Here is a 20689-nt window from a genome sequence, read left to right on the forward strand (position 1 = left end):
TTAATTTCTTGTTGCGAAGCTTCGACCCAGTTTATAGCGTGCCACTCGTATGCTCTTTCGGAGCACGAATGAGGGACGGATTGCAGAGTTAATAAGTTGTTATTTGATACGTAAATTTAACGTGGTGAACACGGAACTAGGTCGTTTCATCTGAAAGTTTCCCGAAGGTGATTTCGGGGAAATCATGTATCGTGACGCTTTGAAACTCTCGGCCGATATTTTGCCGGAGAACTTCAAATGCCTGTTTCCAACAATTTCGCGTCCAGCGCTCTCGATCTCAACGGCAAGGTCTCCCTGACCCAGCCCACGGCGCTCGTATGGGGCCCGGACGGACGGTTGTACGTCACCGAGAATGGCGGGCAGATCAACGTTCTAACGGTGAAGTTCGGGGACCCCGATCCGAGCGACGACGACAACAGCGTGTCCTTCTTCGTCGACGCGGCCGAAACGCTCTCGCTCGACATACAGAACCACAACGACGACGGCACCGAGAACAGCAACTCGAGCCGGCAGGTCACCGGCATCGACGTCACCCGGCAATACGACGCCGACGGAAACCAGCTCTTCGTCGACGCGTCCGGCAACCTGACGACCGAGGCGAGCGGCAACACGCCCGCCGTGACGATGTACGTCACCTCCAGCGACAAGCGGATCGGCGCGGGCGGCAGCGGCAACGACGCAGGCCTCGACACCAATTCCGGCGTGATCACCATGCTCGAGCAGACCGGGTCCGACAGCTGGGACCAGGTCGATATCGTCCGCGGTCTCCCCCGGTCGGAGGAGAACCACGCGACCAACGGCCTCGAGGTCGTTCAGGAGCTCGACGCGCAGGGCAAGCTCGTCTCCGAGCGTGCCATCGTGGCGTCGGGCGGAAACGCCAATACCGGCGCGCCGTCGAACAACTTCGCCGGCCAGCAGGAGCAGCCGCTTTCCGCCGCGATCCTCGAGGTCGACGTGACCGGCCTCCGGGCGCTCGGCGTCTCGACCGACGCGGACGGGCGTGCCTTTGTCCTCGATCTTCCCACGCTCGACGACCCGACCCGCAGCGGGGCTGCGGACAACAACGACCCGAACGGCGGCAATGACGGCCTGAACAGCGCCAGGCTCGACTATGACGGGCTGGTGTCGATCTACTCGCCCGGCTACCGCAACGCCTACGATGTCGAGGTGACCGAGGACGGGCGCGTCTGGACCTACGACAACGGCGCCAACAACAGCTGGGGCGGGCGCCCGGTCGGGGAAGCCGGCGATAACGACGGCACGACCGACTTCGCGCAGGACGGCGACTACATCGCCACGAACCTCAACAACGGCGACGGCAATTCCAGCGACGACATCAACGCGCACGGCAACTGGAACCCGTCGAACAACGACAATTTCCACGAGATCACCCGGTCGGACGACCTCGACGGCGGCGCCCTGTCGGTGGGCGGCAACGGTCCGGTCGCCACCTATACGGGCCCCGACGGCCTGACCTACGTTTATGGCGGCCACCCGAACCCGACCCGGGCCGAGGGCGCGAAGGCGGGCCTGCTGTTCTCGCCCAAGGGCGGCACGGACGACGCCTATCTGCTGGTCTCGAACCAGTCGAGCTATGGCGAGGGCAGCGACGACCACGCTCAGGTGACGGCCTGGATGACCGAGGTCGAGGCGAATTCGGGGGCGGTCGGCACCGGCGACCTGACGAAGAAGGTCCTCGCCGTCGAGCCGGGCGTCGAATACGACATCTATTCCTTCACGGACGGCTCCGGCATGGCGGTGCCGTCGGGCGGCGCGGCCCCCGCGGGCGGCACGCTGCTCGGCCAGGCGGGCCTGCCCGCCGACATCGCCGACATCGTCGACTGGGTGAACCCCGTCGAGGGCGACTACCGGGAGGCAGGCCGGACCGACGGCGCGCTCGACAGCGGCAAGGGCTCCATCAACGGTCTCGCCGAGTACACCTCGACCATCATGGACGAGGGCGGCGTCAAGATGTCCGGCGCGGTCATCGCCAGCGTCTACAACGGCGGCGACCTGATCATCATGGGCCGCAACGCCGACGGCTCGATGTCGAGCACCGGCGGCACCAACGCCACGGCCGCGGACCGCGCGGTGTTCCAGGGCGCGGGCCAGCCGCTCGGCCTCGCCACGCTCGGCGACGACTTCGCGGAGCGCGGCCTGAGCCAGCCGTTCCAGGGCTCGGTCTGGTCGGCCGTCTACGGCCAGAACAACCAGGGCGGCTACACCGTCCATATCGAGATCCTGCAACCCGCCAACGGCAAGGTCCCGCTCGCCGGCTCGGAGATCGTCGATCCCGACGACTGGGATCTCGACGGCGTCGACAAGTACAACGACCCGTTCGAGTACAGCGCCGAGAACGGCATGGCGCTCGCGGCCGGCCAGAAGATCGTGCTCGACTTCGATCCGCAATCGACCGAGTTCAACGGCACGCTCGCGGGCAATACCGGCCTTCTGGGCGCGGCCCTTGACGGGCCGGGATCGCTGGCCGGCCCGCTCGCGGGGGGCGCCGGCACCGACAACCTCCAGGAGGTGGGCGCCACCGCCAACCAGGACGCGCGGACCGGCACCTATCTCGACAATTCGGGCGATCTTCTCGCCTCCGGCGAGCAGGCCGACGGGCTCTACGACATCGCGGGCAACGTCATCCCGGGCGGCAACGCACCCATCCTGCAGATCAAGGAGGTCGTGCCGGGCACGATGGTGGGGCAGGGCAACACCGCCCGCGACGCGCTCCATACCGGGTTCCGCCCGGCCGAGGACGTGGGCCGCGTCGTCGCCACGGTGACGGTGAAGAACTGGGTCGCCGGGCAGGCGGTCGCGGACGGCCAGCTCGTCGGCATGGTCTACGGGGACGGCACGCAGTCGAACTTCCTGCGCCTCGTCTTCGGCGAGGTCGACGGCCAGCCCGGCCTCGAGGTCGGCTACGAGCTGGGCGACCAGAACTACGCGACGCTCGCGAAGGTCGCCGTCCCCGGACTCGCCGCCTCGGATCTCGGCCTGATCGACCTGCGTCTGGAGATCGACATCGACGACGGCTACGCGGTGCGGGCCTTCTATCGCCTGGGCGAGGACGACACGCTGGGGCAGACCCCGTTCACCGAGATCGGTCTCGGCGACTTCACGCTGCCGGCGGGCGTCCTGCAGGACGTCCTGACCGGAGCGCACATGATCGGCGACGGCGACACGACATTGTCCTCCGGCGCCGCGATCGGCGTCGTCGCCGAAACGAGCGACGGCAACCCGCTGCAGGCGATCGATTTTCACAACATCGAGATCGAGGGCTTCGGACACGAATTCGAGGCCGGCAGCTCCGCGGCGGCCAACGCCGTCCAGGGAACCTCGGGCACGGATACCGTGGTCCTGACGGGCAGCGACGCCGCGCCGGTGACGCTCGCCTCCGCCGTCGAGAACATCGACGCCTCGGGCACCACCGGGGACGTCGCCATCACCGGCAACGCGCTCGACAACAGGATCGTCGTCGGCACGGGGCAGAACACCATCACGACGGGCGAGGGGAAGGATGCCGTTCTGGGCACCAGCGCCGGCCTCGGCGGCACCGAGATCACCGACTTCACCGGAGCCGACCGGGTCGTCCTGACCGACGCGACGATGGACGCGGTTTCGGGCGTCACCTACGCCGCGGGCTCGGCCATCCTGACAGTCAACGGCGCGCAGATCACCTTCTCCGGCCCCGATTTCGCGGAGTTCGATCCCGCGGAGGGGGACTCCGTCTTCCGGTTCCGGCAGACCGATGACGGCCTCGAGATCTCGCTCACCCCGAGCGAAACCCTGATCAAGGCGATCGCCACCGGGACTTCGTCCTACACCTATCATTTCGACGCCGACGGCAAGCCCGTGGAGGAAGGCGATCCCGACGCCGTGCGCACCATCACCTTCGATTCCGATGCGGCGGTCGAGATCGCGGGAGACCCGACGGATGCGGCGAACTACGTCACCTCGGGCTCCGGCGGCGGCGGCGGGTCGAAGATCTTCCAGGGCACGCTGAGCCAGACGCAGGTCGCGGATTTCGGCGCCGACGCGCTCGACGAGCTGCACTGGGTCGAGCGGTCCTCGAACGAGGATTATTACGGCTACCAGATCCCGGTGCCCGAGGACGGCACCTACCGCGTCGACCTCTACATGGCCGAGATCTACCACGGCGTCAGCGGATCGAGCTCCTTCGACAAGGGCGACCGCGTCTGGGACATCGTGGCCGAGGGCGAGACCGTGGCCGACGATTTCGACCTCTGGGAGGCGTCGGGCGGCCAGCCGCTCAAGGAGGTGAAGATCAGCTTCCTCGTGGAGGTGACCGACGGCGCCTTCACCATCGACTTCGATGCACGGGCCGGCGCCGGCGGTGTCGACCAACCGAAGCTGTCCGGGCTCGCGCTCTACAAGGTCGGCGGCGAGGTCACGCCGCCCGCCGACGGGACCGCGCCGCAGATCGTCTCCATCGAGGTCGACAACCCGCAGAGCGTCCAGGACGGGGAGCGTATCGCGACTGTGATCCTGAGCGACGAGACCGGGTTCGCCACCGCGGATTTCGGCGATCTCGACGGCTCCGAGCTCGTCTTCTCCGGGATCGTGCCGGACACCGTCTCGGCGCCGCAGGTGACGTTGTCGGCCGGGGGCAAGACCGCCACGCTGCAATACACGCTGACCGCCGAGGGCAATGCCTGGGCCACGGGCGAGGGCCAGATCGGCATCGCCGGCGGCGCCTACAGGGACGCGGCCGGCAACGCCACCGGCGCGGCCTCGGGGGCCTTCATCCTCGAACCGAACCTCGATTCCCTGATCCGGGGCGAGGTGGCGCTGGCGATCAACGTGGGCCCGACGACGAACGGCACCGCCGCGCTCGATGGCGATGACGACAACACCTATGGCGGCGCGATCACGAACGACACGATCCTCGGCATCGACCTCGAGGCCGACGACCCGTCCTATTACAGCCCGAACTCGAAGACCGGCAGCAACATCGACGGCCTGCTCGGCGGGACCGGGTCGAACCCGGCGCTCGACGGATCGGCGCTGCACACCTATCGCGACTCGGGCAACAAGTCCTTCACCGCGACCTATCCGATCGAGAACGGCACCTATGTGGTCGAGCTCTGGTTCGCGGAACTCTACCACACGTCCGGCGGCAACCGGCAGGGCGACTACACGATCAACGGCGAGACGTGGGAGCTGAACTTCGACGCCTTCACCGAAGCGGGCGGCGCCGACACGCCGACGATGATCACCAAGACCGTGACCGTCACCGACGGCCAGATCGTCATCGATGTCGATGACGACACGGGCGAGCCCGGATGGAACGCGATCGTCGTCTACGACGCGGTGCCCGCCGACCTGCCGCCGACCGTTTCGGTCGTGGATGCGCGTGCCGCCGAGGGCGACGCCGTCGCGGTCACCTTCTCCCGCATCGGCGACGACAGCGAGGACGTGACGATCGACTACATCCTGACGCCGGGCAGCGCCTCGACGGAGGATTACGGCGACCCCGTGCCGGCGGACCAGATCACCATTCCCGCGGGGGCGAGGTCGGCGACCGTCATGATCCCGATCGTGGACGACGACGCCGAGGAGGCGGCGGAATCCTTCGCGGTGTCGATCACCGGCGTCTCGAACGCGTCGGGCGACGCGGTGATCGCGGACGCCGCGGCCACCGTCACGATCGACCCGAGCGACGCCAGCCTGCAGGTTCCGGCCGGCGGCACGCTGCTGGAGCTCGACTTCGAGACGGCGGGCACGCCGCTCGCCGAGGGCGGGTTCGACGACGTGGTCGGCGGGGCCGGCGCGCTCGACGGCTCGGTCGTGACCGAGGTCGCGGGCGGCAAGCTCGTCGTCAACACGTCGAACGGCGACCTGTCCTCCGGGGATCCGGTGGCCAGCAAGAACGACTTCGTGCGCGAGATCGACCTGTCGGACGCGTCGCTCGACGAGGTCTATGTGACCACGCAGTTCAGCAACCCGTTCACGCCCGAAGTGCTCGCCGCGCAGGGCGTCGCGGGCGCGGTCGTGCCGAACTACGCCCAGCAGGGCATCATCCTCGCGATCCCCGGCGCCAACGCGCAGGCGCCCGACAACTTCGTCAAGCTGATCTTCGGCGGCGGTGGCGGCAACGGCGCGCAGATGTGGTCGCAGACCTCCATCGACCAGAAGTCCCTACTCGACGTCATGTCGGACGCCGCCGTCGCGAATGGCGGCACGGCCTTCGGCCTGTTCGACATCGCCACGGTGGAGCTGTCGCTGCGCATCGACAAGCCGTCGGGCGAGATCGCGCAGATCGTGACCTTCTACGACGATGCGGGCGGGGTCCTGGGCGGGGTCCGTCCCGAAGCGACGCCGGGCTTCGCCACCGCCGCCCCGCAGCCGGTCCCGGCGACGGTGCTGGCCGCGATCGAGGCGGGCGCGGTCGATGTCGGGGTCACCTCGACGGATTTCGGCACCGGCTTCGGAAGCTTCGCGGCGAGCTGGGACTTCCTGAAAGTTTCCTCGCCGCAACATTCCGAAGAGCCGGCGGTCGATACCGCGGGTCCGACGGCGACGATCGACCTGGCCCTGCCGGACTCGGGCTCCGACCCGATCGTGGCGACGGTGGTCTATGCCGACGCGTCGGATGTCGACCCGGCCTCCATCGACGCCACCGACGTGGCCCTCGACGGCCCGAGCGCGGCGGCTTCGGCCTCGGCGAGCTTCGATGCCGACACGAACACCGCGACCTACACCTTCGCGGCCCCGGCCGGCGGCTGGGCCGAAGGCGACTACACCGCAACGGTGACCGGCGGGGCGGTAACCGACCTCGCCACGGCGCCGAACAACAATGCCGGCGGCGAGGCGGCCGGCGCGACATTGCTCTTCGAGGAAGAACCTGTGAACGAATTCGAACCCGGCACTGTCCTTTACCGCGTCAACGCCGGCGGCGGCACCGTCGCCGCGCTCGACGGCGGACCCGCTTGGGAAGCCGACACCGAAGCCGCGCCGAGCGGCTACATCACCTCGATCGACGGCAACGACACTTATAGCGGGACCGCCACGGACAGCGCGGCGGAGATCCTCGTCGCGGGCGAGAACCCGAATTCCAATGTCGACGGATCCATGACGCCGGAGGCCATCTTCTTCCACGAGCGCGGCGACAACAACGCCAACGGGACGCCGCTGGAATACACCTTCCCGGTCGAGGGCGGGAAATCCTACTACGTCACCGTCTACTACACCGAGAACTGGAACGGCATCACGACGAAAGGGCCGCGCCAGTTCGACGTCGCCGTCAACGGGACCGTTCCAACGGAATTCGCGGACATCAACCCCTATGCCGAGGGCGACAGCACGCTGGGCGTCGCCCGCAAGCGCACCTTCCTGGTGACGCAGGGCGAGGGCGACACCGATCTCGCGCTCAGCTTCCTGCACGAGGAGCCGACCGCGATCGAGAATCCCAAGGTGAACGGCATCGAGATCGTCGAGGCGGTCGCGATCTCCTCCGACATCCTCGTCTCGATCGCCGGTCCGGGCGAGGTGGTCGAGGACGGCGATGCCGGCGACCAGACCCTCGCCTTCCAGGTCTCGCTGAGCGACGCCACGGTATCGGGCGATGTGGAGGTGGAGTTGTCGGTCGACGGGGTCGCCTCGGTCGAAACGCTGAGCTTCGCGGACGGCGTGGCAAGCTTCGAGGTCGCAGTTCCGCGCGACGCGCGCTGGAACGGGGTGGAGTCCGTCTCGGTCGAGATCGCCTCGGTCCCGACCGCCGGATACAGCGTCGATCCCGCCGCAAGCACGGCCAGCGCCACGATCCTCGAGGACGACCCGGCCGACAGCCACGATCTCGACGGCGCCGGTGGCGCCGACCCGGTCGTGGCGGGCGATTATTCCGACGACCGTCTGGCGCCCAGCGACATCGGCACCATGCAGACCGGCGAGAACCTCCTCTACGCCACGCAGCAGGGCGACGACGCGGCGGGCGGCCGCGACCGCGACTACATCACCTTCGAGGTGCCGGAGGGCACGGTGTTGAGCGCGCTGTTCCTCGACGGCTACGCCACCACGGAGGACACGCGCCAGGCCTTCATGGGCCTGCAGGAGGGGACGGCGGTCACCGTCGATCCGGCGACCGGCCAGCCCGATGCCGGCGGGGGCGATCTGCTGACCGGCCTCGTCTACGGCGACGGGCTTCTGGGCAACGACCTGCTGCCGCTTCTGGCGAGCGGGGAAAGCGGCGACCCGCGTCAGCCCGCGTCCTATCAGGGCTTCGATGGCACCTTGCCGGCGGGGACCTACACGCTCTGGCTGAACCAGGGCGGCGCCCCGACCAGCGTGACGCTGCGCGCGGTGGTCGAGAGCGCGCCGGTCTCCGAGCTGACGCTCGCGATCGCCGATGCCGATCCGGTGACGGAGGCCGAGGGCGCGACGCTCGACTTCGCGCTGAGCCTCGACACGGCGTTCTCCGGCGATGTGGAGGTGCGCTACGACACCGCGGATGCCACGGGCCTGACCCAGATCGTGACCTTCGCGGACGGCGCCGGAATCCTGCAGGTGGCGGTCACGGACGACGAGACGGATGACGGCGACGATACGGTCGCGATCACGCTGACCGGCGCCACGGACCTGTCCGCCGCGCCGACGCCCGTGACGCTCGGCGTCGCCACGGCAAGCGGCACCGTGCTCGAGGATGACGGCACGGATCCGGACGATATCGACGGCGACGGCATCGGCAACACCGACGACCCGTTCGCCTATGACGGTGCGAACGGCATGGCGAAAGTGCTGGGGCCGAACGTGTCGTTCCGTCAGGACTTCGACACCGACACGACCGATCTTTTCGGCCCCGAGGCGGGCTTCACCGGCGTGCTGGCCAATCCGGGCTTCGATCCGGCGGGCGCGTCGGAAACCGATCCCTACGGCGACCGCACCACGGAGGCCAAGAGCCTCATCGAGGGCGGCGCGCTCAAGATCGAGTCGAGCGAGACCGACGTCTACGGCACCGGAACCGGCGCCGACAACACGATCAAGGACAATTACCAATCCGCGGCCGATGTGTCCGGCGTCGACAGCTTCACCGTCGAAGGCCGGATCCAGGGCGGCTGGCTCGGCACCGCGCCCGGCCAGTACGCCTCCTTCGGCATCACGCTCGGGGCCGGCGGTACCGACGATTACGTGAAGTTCGTCTATGGCGGCTTTGGCGCAACGCCGCGCCTGCAGCTCGCGCAGGAGAACAGCCTGACCGGCATCAAGGAGACCAACATCCTGGTTCAGGACCACACGCCGCCGGTGGATCCGGCCACCGTGGCCTCGGTCGTGTTCCGCATCGATGTCGACAAGTCCGGCGCGACCCCGACCCTCACCGGCACGGCCGTGTTCCTCGACGCGTCCGACGGCGAGCTCGCCACGATCACCATGGATCCGCGCGAGATCACCGGATCGCTCGCCGCCGCGCTGGAGGGCAACAACCCGCTGACCGGGGGCACCGGCGGCGTCGCCTACGGCGTCTCGATCACCGACTGGGGCAGCGCTGCCGGCAACCGTTTCACCGGCGAATGGGACTATCTCGAGATCAAGGGGCCGGAGGTCGCCAACCAGGTGCCGACCGTCAGCCTCGCGCCGGTCCTCACCGAGATCGCGGAGAACGCGGATACCACCGCTTCCATCAAGGTGGCCGACATCGCGGTAGGCGATGACGGTCTGGGCAGCAACGCGCTGAGCCTCGCCGGGACGGACGCGGCGCTGTTCGAGATCGTGGAGACCGAAACGGGTGCCGAGCTGCATCTCGCGGCGGGCACATCGCTCGATTTCGAGACGCTCGCGCAGCTCGACGTCACGGTCGCCGTCGACGATCCCGAAGTCGGGACGAGCCCCGACGCGACGGCCGACTTCTCCCTCGCTGTCGCCGACGTCAACGAGGCGCCGGGCGTCACGCTCGAGAACGTCGTGAGCGAGATCGCCGAGGATGCCGACACCACCGCCTCCATCAAGGTGGGCGACATCGTGGTGACCGACGACGCGCTCGGTACCAACGACCTCGCGCTCGTCGGGACGGACGCGGCGCTGTTCGAGATCGTGGAGACCGTCACCGGCCCCGAGCTGCATCTCCGCGCCGGGATCTCCCTCGACACGGTCGCCGGCGGCACGCTCGACGTTTCCGTGACCGTGGACGACATCGAGGTCGGCGCGACCCCGGACGCCTCCGCGGACCTGTCGGTGACGATCCCCGACACGGCCAACGACGCGCCGACGACGGCGCCGATCGATGCGGGCCGCGTCGTCGAGGATGCGACGCCGGTCGCGATCAACCTCCTGCAGGGGGCGGCTGACAGCGATGGCGGCACGCTCGAAGTGGCCAATCTCGTGGTGGAGGACGCGTTCGGAAACGCCGTGGCCCATGCCCAGGCGGAGTCCGTCCTGACGATCGACCCGGCGCAGTTCGCCGCGGCACTTGCCCTCGGGGAAAGCGCGACGATCACCGTCAGCTACGACGTGATCGACAATCAGGGCGGATCCACGGCGAACACCGCGACGCTGGTCGTCGACGGGATCGACGGCCCCTATACCTGGTTCCTGGATGCCGACGGGGACGGCTACGGCGTGGACGACGCCGCGACCAACGTCACCGCCTACACGCCGCCCGCGGACACCTCCGACGTGGCGGGCGATGCCGATGACGGCGACGCCACGATCTATCCGGGCGCGCCGGAGATCAACGACGGCAAGGACAACGATCAGGACGGCGAGATCGACGAGGAGAACGCCGATCCGGTCGCCGATGCCGAAAGCTTCGCGGCCCGCAGGAACCAGCCGCTGGAGATCCAGGTCGCGACGCTGCTCGACGGCGACACCGATGCCGATGGCGACACGCTGAGCGTCGCCTCGGTCGGCAACGCCGTGAACGGGACCGTCGCGCTCGCGGGCGGCGTGGTCACCTTCACGCCGGCCACGGATGCGACGGGGGCTGCGTCCTTCGACTACACCGTGTCCGACGGCGCGGGCGGCACGGCCACGCAGACCGTGACGATCGACATCGCGTCGGTGATCGAGGTGACCGACCCGGCGACGCCGCCGGCGCCGACCGACGAAGTCGACACCGTGGTGTTCGACGGCGCGGGCGCGCTCGATCTGAGCGATCCGGGCTACGAGAACCTCGACCTGTCGGGCAACGGCACCGACAATGCCAGCGTCACGCTGAACGACGGGGACAACGTGGTCACTGCCGGGACCGGCCGGCACAGCGTCAAGCTGGGGGGCGGGTCCGATACCGTGACCGGCGCCGGGGCGGCGCTGGACGGCGACAGCTTCGAGGATTTCGGCGAGGACGACCAGATCGTCGTCGAGGGCGGCGCCGGCGCGAAGATCGTCAGCCGCGAAAGCGGCTCGGCCATCATCGGCATCAGCGACGACGGCGACGACGTCGCCGATTACACGATCACCCTGGAGGGCGACATCGATCCGGCCAGGGTCCGAGCCACCGACGAGGGCGGCGACCTCAGGCTCACGCTGGCGCCCGAGACGGATGCGGAGACCGCGATCACCTTCGCGGCCGCCGCGCTCTCGTCCTATGACGATCAGGACAAGACGCCGGACGGTGCCACGATCTCCGGCGGTGGCGACACGCTGACCCTCGATGGCAACACCTGGAAGCGCCTCCTTCTGGATGCGCCCCTGACCGTCGAGGAAGGCATGACGCTCGCCTTCGACTTCTCCTCCGCGGATACGGGCGAGATCGTCGGGATCGGGCTCGAGACCGACAACAACCACCGTCAGAACGGCCAGCCCTTCTTCCAGCTGGGCGGCAGCGATGCCTGGCAGTACAGCCGGCAGGACTTCAACGATTACGAGGCCGGCGACGGCCCGGTGACGCTCGAGATCCCGCTCGACGACTGGATCGGCCAGACCTTCAGCCACCTGCTCTTCTTCGCGGATGACGACCGGAACGCCTCGACCAACGCGGTCTTCTCCGGCGTGCGGATCGTGGGCGCGGAGCCGGCGGAGAACCGGCCCCCCGAGCCGGCCGACGACGCGGTGCGGGCGACAATGGACACGCCGCTGACGATCATCGCGGCCGAGCTTCTGGCCAATGACGGCGATCCCGACGGCGATCCGCTCACGATCGTCGCGGTCACGGGGCCCGATGCCGCGGAAGGCAGCGTCACGCTGACGGGCGACGGCGTGGTCTTCACCCCGGCCGCGGGCTTCGTCGGCGCGACGAGCTTCACCTACGACGTGGCCGACGCGGGCGGCGCGACCTCGACCGCGACCGTTTCCGTCACCGTCGAGGCAGTCGCGAACCTGGCGCCGCTGGCGGGAGACGATACGGTGACGGTGGAGGTGGATACGCCGCTGACGATCATCGCGGCCGATCTCCTGGCCAACGACAGCGATCCGGAAGGAACAGCGCTGACGATCGTCGCGGTCACGGGGCCCGATGCCGCGGAGGGCAGCGTCACGCTGACGGGCGACGACGTGGTCTTCACCCCGGCCACGGGCTTCGCCGGCACGACGAGCTTCACCTACGACGTGGCCGACGCGGGCGGCGCCATCTCGACCGCGACGGTCACGGTCGAGGTCGAGACGCCGAGCGATCCGTCGGTGGTCGCCATCGACTTCTCCGGACCGCTCAGCTCCTACGCCGATCAGGACCGCGACCCGAACGGCTTCGAGGTGCAGGACGGCGGCGCGACGATCGCCTTCACCGGAAACACCTGGAAGAAGGTGGCGCTGCCCGAGGGCTTCACGGTGTCGGCGGATTCCGTGCTGCGCTTCCAGCTTTCCTCGAGCTTCGAGGGCGAGATCATCGGCATCGGTCTGGACGACGACAACGACTTCAACGGCAGCGCGGACTCGCTGTTCCAGCTCGGTGGGCAGGATCGCTGGGACCGCTATTCGGTCCAGGACTTCAACGATTACGACGTCTCCAACGGGGTGAAGACCTACGAGATCTCGCTGGCGGATCTCGCCGGGCGGTCCTTCGACCACCTCGTGGTCTTCAGCGACGCCGACGGGGCCGACGTGGCCGGGGCCAACGCGACCTTCTCCAATGTCGAGATCGTCATCCGGACGGAGGTCAACACCGATCCGGTCGCGGCGGATGACAGCTTCGCGATCGCGGGCGGGGAGACCCTGACGCTCACCGCGGCCGACCTCACCGGCAACGACAGCGACGCCGACGGCGACGATCTGGCGATCCTCAGCGTCGGCGGTGCCTCCGGCGGCACGGCGACCCTTTCGGGCGGCGTCGTTTCCTTCGTGCCCGAGGCGGGCTTCACGGGGCAGGCGGGCTTCGACTACGTCCTGACCGACGGCCGTGGCGGCAGCGCGACCGCGACGGTGTCGATCGAGGTCAACACCGCACCGGAGGCCGTGACCGAAAGCTTCGAGGTGACGACCGGCGACGTGCTGACGCTGCTGCCCGCGGATCTCACGGCCAACGACAGCGATGCCGACGGCCACGCCCTGACCTTCGTCGGCGTCTCCAACGCGGTCGGCGGCAGCGTTTCCTTCGAGGAGGGCCAGATCAGCTTCCAGCCCCAGACCGGCTATGTCGGCTCGGCGAGCTTCGACTACACGATCGCCGACGCGCTCGGCGCGGAAACCACGATCAGCGTCGCGGTGGACGTCCTCTCGGATGCGGAGCCGGGCGCCGGGGTGACCGACATCCTGTTCGAGGCGGGGGCGCTCTCGTCCTACGACGATCAGGACATCACCGCGAACGGTGCCACCGTCACGAATGGCGGTGCGACGCTCGAGCTGTCCGGGAACACCTGGAAGAAACTCGCCCTGGCGGAGCCGCTCACGGTCGGCGCCGACACCGTCCTGCGCTTCACCTTCGAGGCGGGACGGATCGGCGAGATCATGGGCATCGGCCTCGACTCCGACAATTCCTACCGCTCCACGGCGAACCAGGTCCTGTTCCAGTTCGCCGGCTCGCAGACCTGGTCGGCCTATGCCGAGCAGGGCTATTCGGGATACCAGAGCGCCGACGGCGCGGTCACGATCGAGATCCCGCTGGGCGACTGGGCCGGCCAGACCTTCACCCAACTCGTCTTCATGAACGACGACGACGCGAGGGCGGCGGCAACGAGCAGCTTCTCGAACGTGCAGATCGTGCAGAAGTCCGTGACCAATGCCGCCCCGGTGGCGGTGGACGACACGGGCCTCGCGGTCGAGGGCGGCCAGACGGCGGTGATCGATCCGGCGACGCTCCTGGGCAACGACAGCGACCCCGAGGGCGACGATCTCTCGATCGCCTCCGTGGGCAACGCCGTGGGCGGAAGCGTTCGCTTCGAGGACGGGCTGATCTACTTCACCCCGGAGGCGGGCTATGCCGGCGATGCGAGCTTCGACTACACGATCGAGGACGCGTTCGGCGGGACCAGCACGGCCAGCGTGGACCTCGTGGTCAATATCGATCCCGAACCGGTCGACGACAGCTTCGAGGCGGAGGCCGGCACGCCGCTCTTCCTGACGCCCGCCCAGCTCCTGGGCAATGACGGCGATCCGGACGGGGATGCCCTGACGCTGACCGGCGTCGGCAACGCCACGGGCGGCACCGTCGTCTACGAGGACGGCCAGATCGCCTTCGTGCCCGAGGCGGGCTTCACCGGGACCGCGTCGTTCGACTACACGGTCTCCGATCCGCGCGGCGGCACCGCGACCGCCACGGTCACCGTCGCCGTCGAGGGGACGGACACGCCCTCGGGCCCCGTCGGCATCGACTTCACCGCGCTCGACATCAACTCCTACGCCAACCAGGACGAGGACCCGACGGCCTTCACGGCGACCGAGACCTCGCTCACGCTTTCGGGGAACACCTGGAAGAAGGTGGCGCTGCCCGGCGGTCATACGGTGGAAACGGGCGACGTGCTCCGCTTCGAGTTCCAGGCCTCCGAGATCGGCGAGATCATGGGGATCGGCCTCGAGACCAACAACCGCTTCGAAACCTCGACGCAGGCGATCTTCCAGCTCGCCGGCAGCCAGAACTGGAGCAACTACGCCCGTCAGGACTTCCGGACCTACGAGCTCGCCGACGGAACGGTCACCTTCGAGATCGCGCTCGACGAATGGGCCGGACAGACCTTCGGCCACCTCGTCTTCATCAACGACGACGATGCGGACGGCACGGCCACGGGGACGTTCTCGAACGTGCAGCTGGTGACGGCCTCCGCCGACCTGCCGCCGGAGGTGACGAGCCCCACGGCCTTCACGGTGGACGAGAACGCCACCGCGATCGGCACGATCGAGGCGACCGATCCCGAAGGGGGCGACGTGCGCTTCGCGATCGACGGGGGGGCGGATGCCGCGCTCTTCGCCATCGACGCCGAGACCGGGGCGCTCAGCTTCCTCGCGGCGCCGGACTTCGAGGCGCCGGGCGATGCCGGGGGCGACAACGTCTACGACGTCGTCGTGTCGGCGAGCGACGGCACCGCGCAGACGACCTCCAGCATCGCGGTCAGCGTTTCGGGCGTGAACGAGGCGCCGGTCGTGGCGGGCGCGGTCGGGGATCTGAGCCTCGATGCCGGCACGGCGGGAAGCGTCGACCTCTCGACGCTGACCCTGTCCGACCCGGATGCCGGCGACGAGGTCGCGCTCGACGTGACGCTCGCCGACGGCACTCCGCTGCCCGCCGGCATCGCGCTGAACGGCAGCCTGCTCGAGGTGGCGGACGACGTCGCCGAAGGCAGCTACCAGATCGCCGTCCGCGCAAGCGACGGCACGCTGCAGAGCGCCAACCCGGTCCTCTTCACCGTCGAGGTCGGGGAGGCGGACACGCCGACCGAACCCTCCGTCCTGCTGCGGATCAACGCCTTCGGCCCGGAGGTGGCCGCGACCGATGGCGGTCCGAACTGGCTCGCGGACGGCAACGGAAACCCGAACAGCCCGTATCTCGAGGTCGTTCAGGACCGGGGCGACACGCAGGGCTACAGCGGCGACCTCGCCGCGATCCCGTCCGGCGTGCCGGAAGCCGTGCTCGACACCGCGCGGTCGAGCGACCAGCCGTTCTCCTACAACATCCCGGTCACGGATCTGGCGGGCAACGGCCAGTACACGGTGCGGCTCTATCTTGCCGAGCTGTTCAGCGGGAACGGCTCGCCCGGCGATCGCTCGTTCGACGTGTCGGTCGAGGGGATTGTCCCGGCGGCGTTCGACGACATCGACGCCGCCGCGGACGGCGACGCCATGAGCGTCGAGGTGCGGGAGTACGAGGTCACCGTCGAGGACGGGGTCCTGAACCTCGAGTTCCTGAAGGATCTCGCCGACAACCCGATCGTCAACGCCATCGAGATCGTCGGCGGCGGGACCGTCGTCGCGCCGGATACCGAGGCGCCGGTGGCGGTGATGACGCTGACCAACCCGACGGAGGCCGGAGCGCCGATCCTGGTCGACATCGCGCTGAGCGATGCGAGCGGCATCGACGCGACCACGCTGGGGGCCGAGGATCTGACGCTCACCGTGGGCGGCTTCCCGGCGGCGGCGGAGATCGCCTTTACCGGCTTCTCCGGCGGCGTGGCGCAATACGAGATCGCGGCGCCCTCGGGCGGCTGGGCGGAGGCGCTCGAGATCGGGGTCACGCTCGAGGCCGGCGAGATCGCGGATCTCGCCGCGCAGCCGAACGGCAATGCGGGCGTGTCCGGATCGCTGACGATCGCGTTCGACGGCGGCGACACGGGCGGGGAAACCCCGACCGGCTACGATGCCACGAAGGAGCTCGCGGCCAATCTCGACGGGGACGGCCTCGTCAACAGCGCCGACGGCGACATCGACGGCGACGGCATCGCCAATCTCGACGATCGGGCCGCCTACGACGCGGGCAATGCCGGCGTCGTTCTCGGAACGGTGGGCGAGGTCGTGATCGACTTCACCACCTTCGCGGACGGCACCTCGCCCTTCGCGGCCGGCTTCACCGGGGCGGCGCAGACCGCGGACGGTTCGGCCGAGCTCGACTACGCCACCAATGGCGGGGCCCTGGTCACGGGCGGGCGGCTGCAGTTCCAGACCGCCAATCCCGACACCCATAGCGGACAGAAGGCCTTCACCTTCCTCGCCGATGTCGACAACGACTTCAGCTTCGAGGGCGTCTTCGACAATCCGGTCTATGGCGGCAGCGCGCTCGCGACCTTCTCGCAATACGGGCTGCTGATCTCGCTCACGGGGGCCGACGGCGCCTCGGGGGGCACCGCCGGGGACTTCTTCAAGCTCGTCACCGGCAATCCCGGCAACGGCTTCGAGATTTCCGGACGCGGCAGCTTCCCGGGTAGCGGCGACGTGAAGATCCCCTATCCCGCCGGGGTGGGCGCGACCGACTTCGCCCAGGTGAAGCTCACGGTCCAGGCCGACATGTCCGCGGGCACGTTGACGGGGTTCTACGACCTTCTCGACGAGACCGGCACCAGCCTGGCGACCGGCACCGTCGGCACGGTCTCCCCGCTCGCCGGCTCGGCGATGGCGGAATGGATGGCGGGCGATCTCGACATCGATCCGGCCTTCGGCGTGACCTCGACCGATTACGGCGGCGGCGACGCCTTCACCGTCGGGGTCGAGAGCGTCCGGCTCGCCGACGGTAGTCCCGACCCGGTCGATCCGCCGGCGGATCCGACCGAGGCGCGCGCGATCTTGCAGGATCTCGACGACGTCGACAGCGGTGCGAGCTACGGTGCGGGCGCGATCGGCAGCGCGGAGCTCCGCGTCATGGAGGGCAACAACTCGGTCACCGCCTCGAACTACGGCGGGAACTCCTTCCAGATCGAGAATACCGGCGACAAGCAGATCGCGGCCGTGTTCCTCGACTTCCGCAACGCCCTCTACGGCGACTCGGTGGTCGACCACGACGGCTCGGGCGGCGACAACGCCGCCAAGGAGTTCGGCGTGAACAGCGGCGCCGGTGGCACCGGGGCCTTCTTCGAGGTCGATGACGCCCAGACCTACTTCCTGCCGGGCGCGGACCCGCTGGCGAACGACACCGGCACCGGCCTCGCCTCTTCGGGCGGCTGGCGCGGGCTGCTGCTGAAGTTCGACGGCGCCGGCTTCGACAAGGGCGAAGTGGTCGGCTTCTCCGGCGACATGGACCCGAACTCGATCGCCGGCCTCGACAAGAACGGCGCGAGCGGGGTCGACTCGGGCGCGGTCAACGGCTGGGATGTCGGCGGCGTGTCGGGCGCGGAGCTCATCGGCTCGGCCTTCACCGTGAAGTTCGACGACGGCACCTATGCCACGGGCTATCTCGGCGGCGAGGGCAGCCAGGCCGGCAGCGTCGGCACCGCGGTGCAGAACCGCACCGGGGCGGAGGTGGCCCTGACCGTCAACGGGTTCGCCTCCGACGAGGCCGGAACCTACGGCGGCACGGTGCCGGAGATCGTCGTCACCGGCACGCCGGGCGAGGCGGTCCGCGTCACCCTGAGCCGCGGGGTCAATCCGGTCACCAACACCAACAACGGTGTGGCGGATCTGGTCGACGACCGGCTCGCGGCGGCGCATCCGGAATTCCCGGTAAGCAACGCCGCCGACTTCCAGAGCGTGGACGTGACGATCGGCGCCGACGGCACGGCCACCGTCGCGGCGGATGCCTTCGACTACGACAGCCCGAATTCCGGCGGACAGTCCTTCGGCGGAACCGCCTTCACCTCCGGCTTCGACACGGCGCCGATGGTGGTCGCGGCCGCGGCCGTGGCCTCCGACGGCACGCCCCTCGGGGCGGTGGACCGGGTCTATCTCACCAACCCGACCGGAACGCCCGTCGCCGGCGGCGGCGGCGGGACGCCGGGAGCCGGAACCGACGGGTACTACCAGCTCATCGGATCGGGTTCGAACGCGCGCTTCAAGGTGCAGATCGAGGATGCGGACGCCAATGGCGGGTCCGATCCGGCCGGCAAGTGGAACTTCGAGGACGCCCCGGACGCGGACGGCCATCAGGCGGGCTTCCAGGGCGACGGCTACTACCTCTACGGCTCCTCCTCGAGCACGGCGATCAACGGCGTGATCGAGAGCGAGATCCTCGACTACACGATCTACGTGCCCGAAGGGGAAACCGGCACCTACAACTTCCGCTTCCGCGTGGCGCGCGACGGCGAGGAGGCGAGCGACCAGCAGAACGACCTTCTGTTCAACTTCTTCGAGGAGGGGTCGGGCGGGGAGCTCACCGATTACCTGGTCATGAACAGCGGGAACTCGCTGCATCAGGGTTCGGGGGACTTCGCCAAGATCTTCGGCGGGCCGAACAACGGTAGCTGGGGCTTCGCCAACAAGGTCGACGGATCGACCGGCGACCCGTCCCTGCAGGTCGAGATCGAGGAGGCGGGACTCTACCACGTCCAGATCGCCGGCCGCAGCCAAGGCTACCACATCGACTACTGGGAGGCCTTCAAGGGCGGGGCGCCGGGGGTCAACGTCTCGGACTCCGCCTTTGTCGAGGGCGAGCCGGACGATCCCGTGGATCCGGGCACCGGCGAGGACGGCGTCCTCCGCAGGGCGATCGTCGCGGGCAGCGACGATACCGACCAGAACGCGAATGGCGGCAGCGTCAATCTCGGCAAGACCGATCTCGAGCTGGGCGACGGCGGACGCGACATCGGGCTGAGGTTCACCGATCTCGACCTCGAGAGCCTCGAGGGCGTGGATATCACCGATGCCTATATCGAGTTCACGGCGCGCTCGAACGGGGGCAGCAGCGGAACCGTCGAGGCCAGGATCGCCCTGGAGGACTCGATCTCGGCCGCCACCTTCTCCTCCGGCAACACGCCGATGGATCGCGACCGGTTCGACTTCGTCGAGTGGTCGGACGGCGACGTGCCGGGCGCGGGCGAGGTGTTCAGGACCGCGGACTTCTCCGACATGCTCGAGGACTTCCTGGTCGAATGGCAGGACGATCTCGGGACGTCCGACGACATCGCCTTCGTCATCGAGGACGAAAGCGGCGTCAGGAAGGCCCAGTCCTTCGAGGGCGGCGCGGCGCCGGTCCTGGTGATCGAGTACGATCTCCTGACGTAGCGGGGCGGGGACGACACGGGCGGACCGAGGGCCGCCCGTGTCGATCGGAATACGACGGTTCCCCTCGGATCCTCTCCCAAGGCGCTTGTAGCCTCCTGCGGATTTCTCAGGAACTCGGTGAGGACAAGGTTTGGACGGCTGACAGCCTGACGCCTGATCGACCATCGATTTCGCTCTGTGCGGTTCGCTCCGGGCCTATCGAGCGGCATCGCGACTGCTTCGCTTTCTTGAGGCGTCTCTCCGTCGGGATTTCCCGGTGCGGCGTGTCTTGGTGCCCGGAGGAAAAAACAGAAGGGGTCGGGCCGACGGTCGGTTGGCAGGATATATTCAAATGTAGAACATTTGAAATCGGACGGCCCGACGCCCCTGCTTCGCCCGATTGGAAACGCCGCCGGATGCAGGGCGGGACGTGGGTCGAGGCGACCGACCAGGACGCCGCGCCGGCGCGGATGGGCTCGGCATGCGAGCGGTGGGATGCCGGGGCCGTCTGTGGGCGGTGGTGAAGACGATCCGACGGGGCGGGGCCTCGGACCTGCGGAGTGCGGGCGCAGATGGCGTACCTGTTGCGGCAAGGCGAAGAGCCGCGGCTGCGCCTGGAGTGCTACATGAGGATGGAGATCGACGCCGAGCGGGAGGCGCCACGTGATAATCGGCATCCCCGGATGCCTGCCGTCGCCAGGCGCGGCCGGGGTGGAGCGTTCAGCGCCGGCCGGATCCGGCGCCGATC

The 20689-nt window shown here is 68.7% G+C and carries 1 protein-coding gene; it reads left to right on the top strand.

The genetic code is table 11. The annotated features are described in order from the left end of the window. Nucleotides 1-237: 237 nt before the first annotated feature. Nucleotides 238-19962 (top strand): cadherin-like domain-containing protein, encoded by a 19725-nt coding sequence (locus Q1B08_RS12965; RefSeq protein WP_299819400.1) that lies wholly within the window; start codon nt 238-240, stop codon nt 19960-19962. The last annotated feature ends 727 nt before the right edge of the window (nt 19963-20689 follow it).

This window comes from uncultured Jannaschia sp., assembly GCF_947494025.1.
Lineage (GTDB): Bacteria > Pseudomonadota > Alphaproteobacteria > Rhodobacterales > Rhodobacteraceae > Jannaschia.

Excerpts from the sequence above, each read along its gene's own strand:
- Q1B08_RS12965 (WP_299819400.1), top strand. The coding sequence starts at position 238 with ATGCCTGTTTCCAACAATTTCGCGTCCAGCGCTCTCGATCTCAACGGC.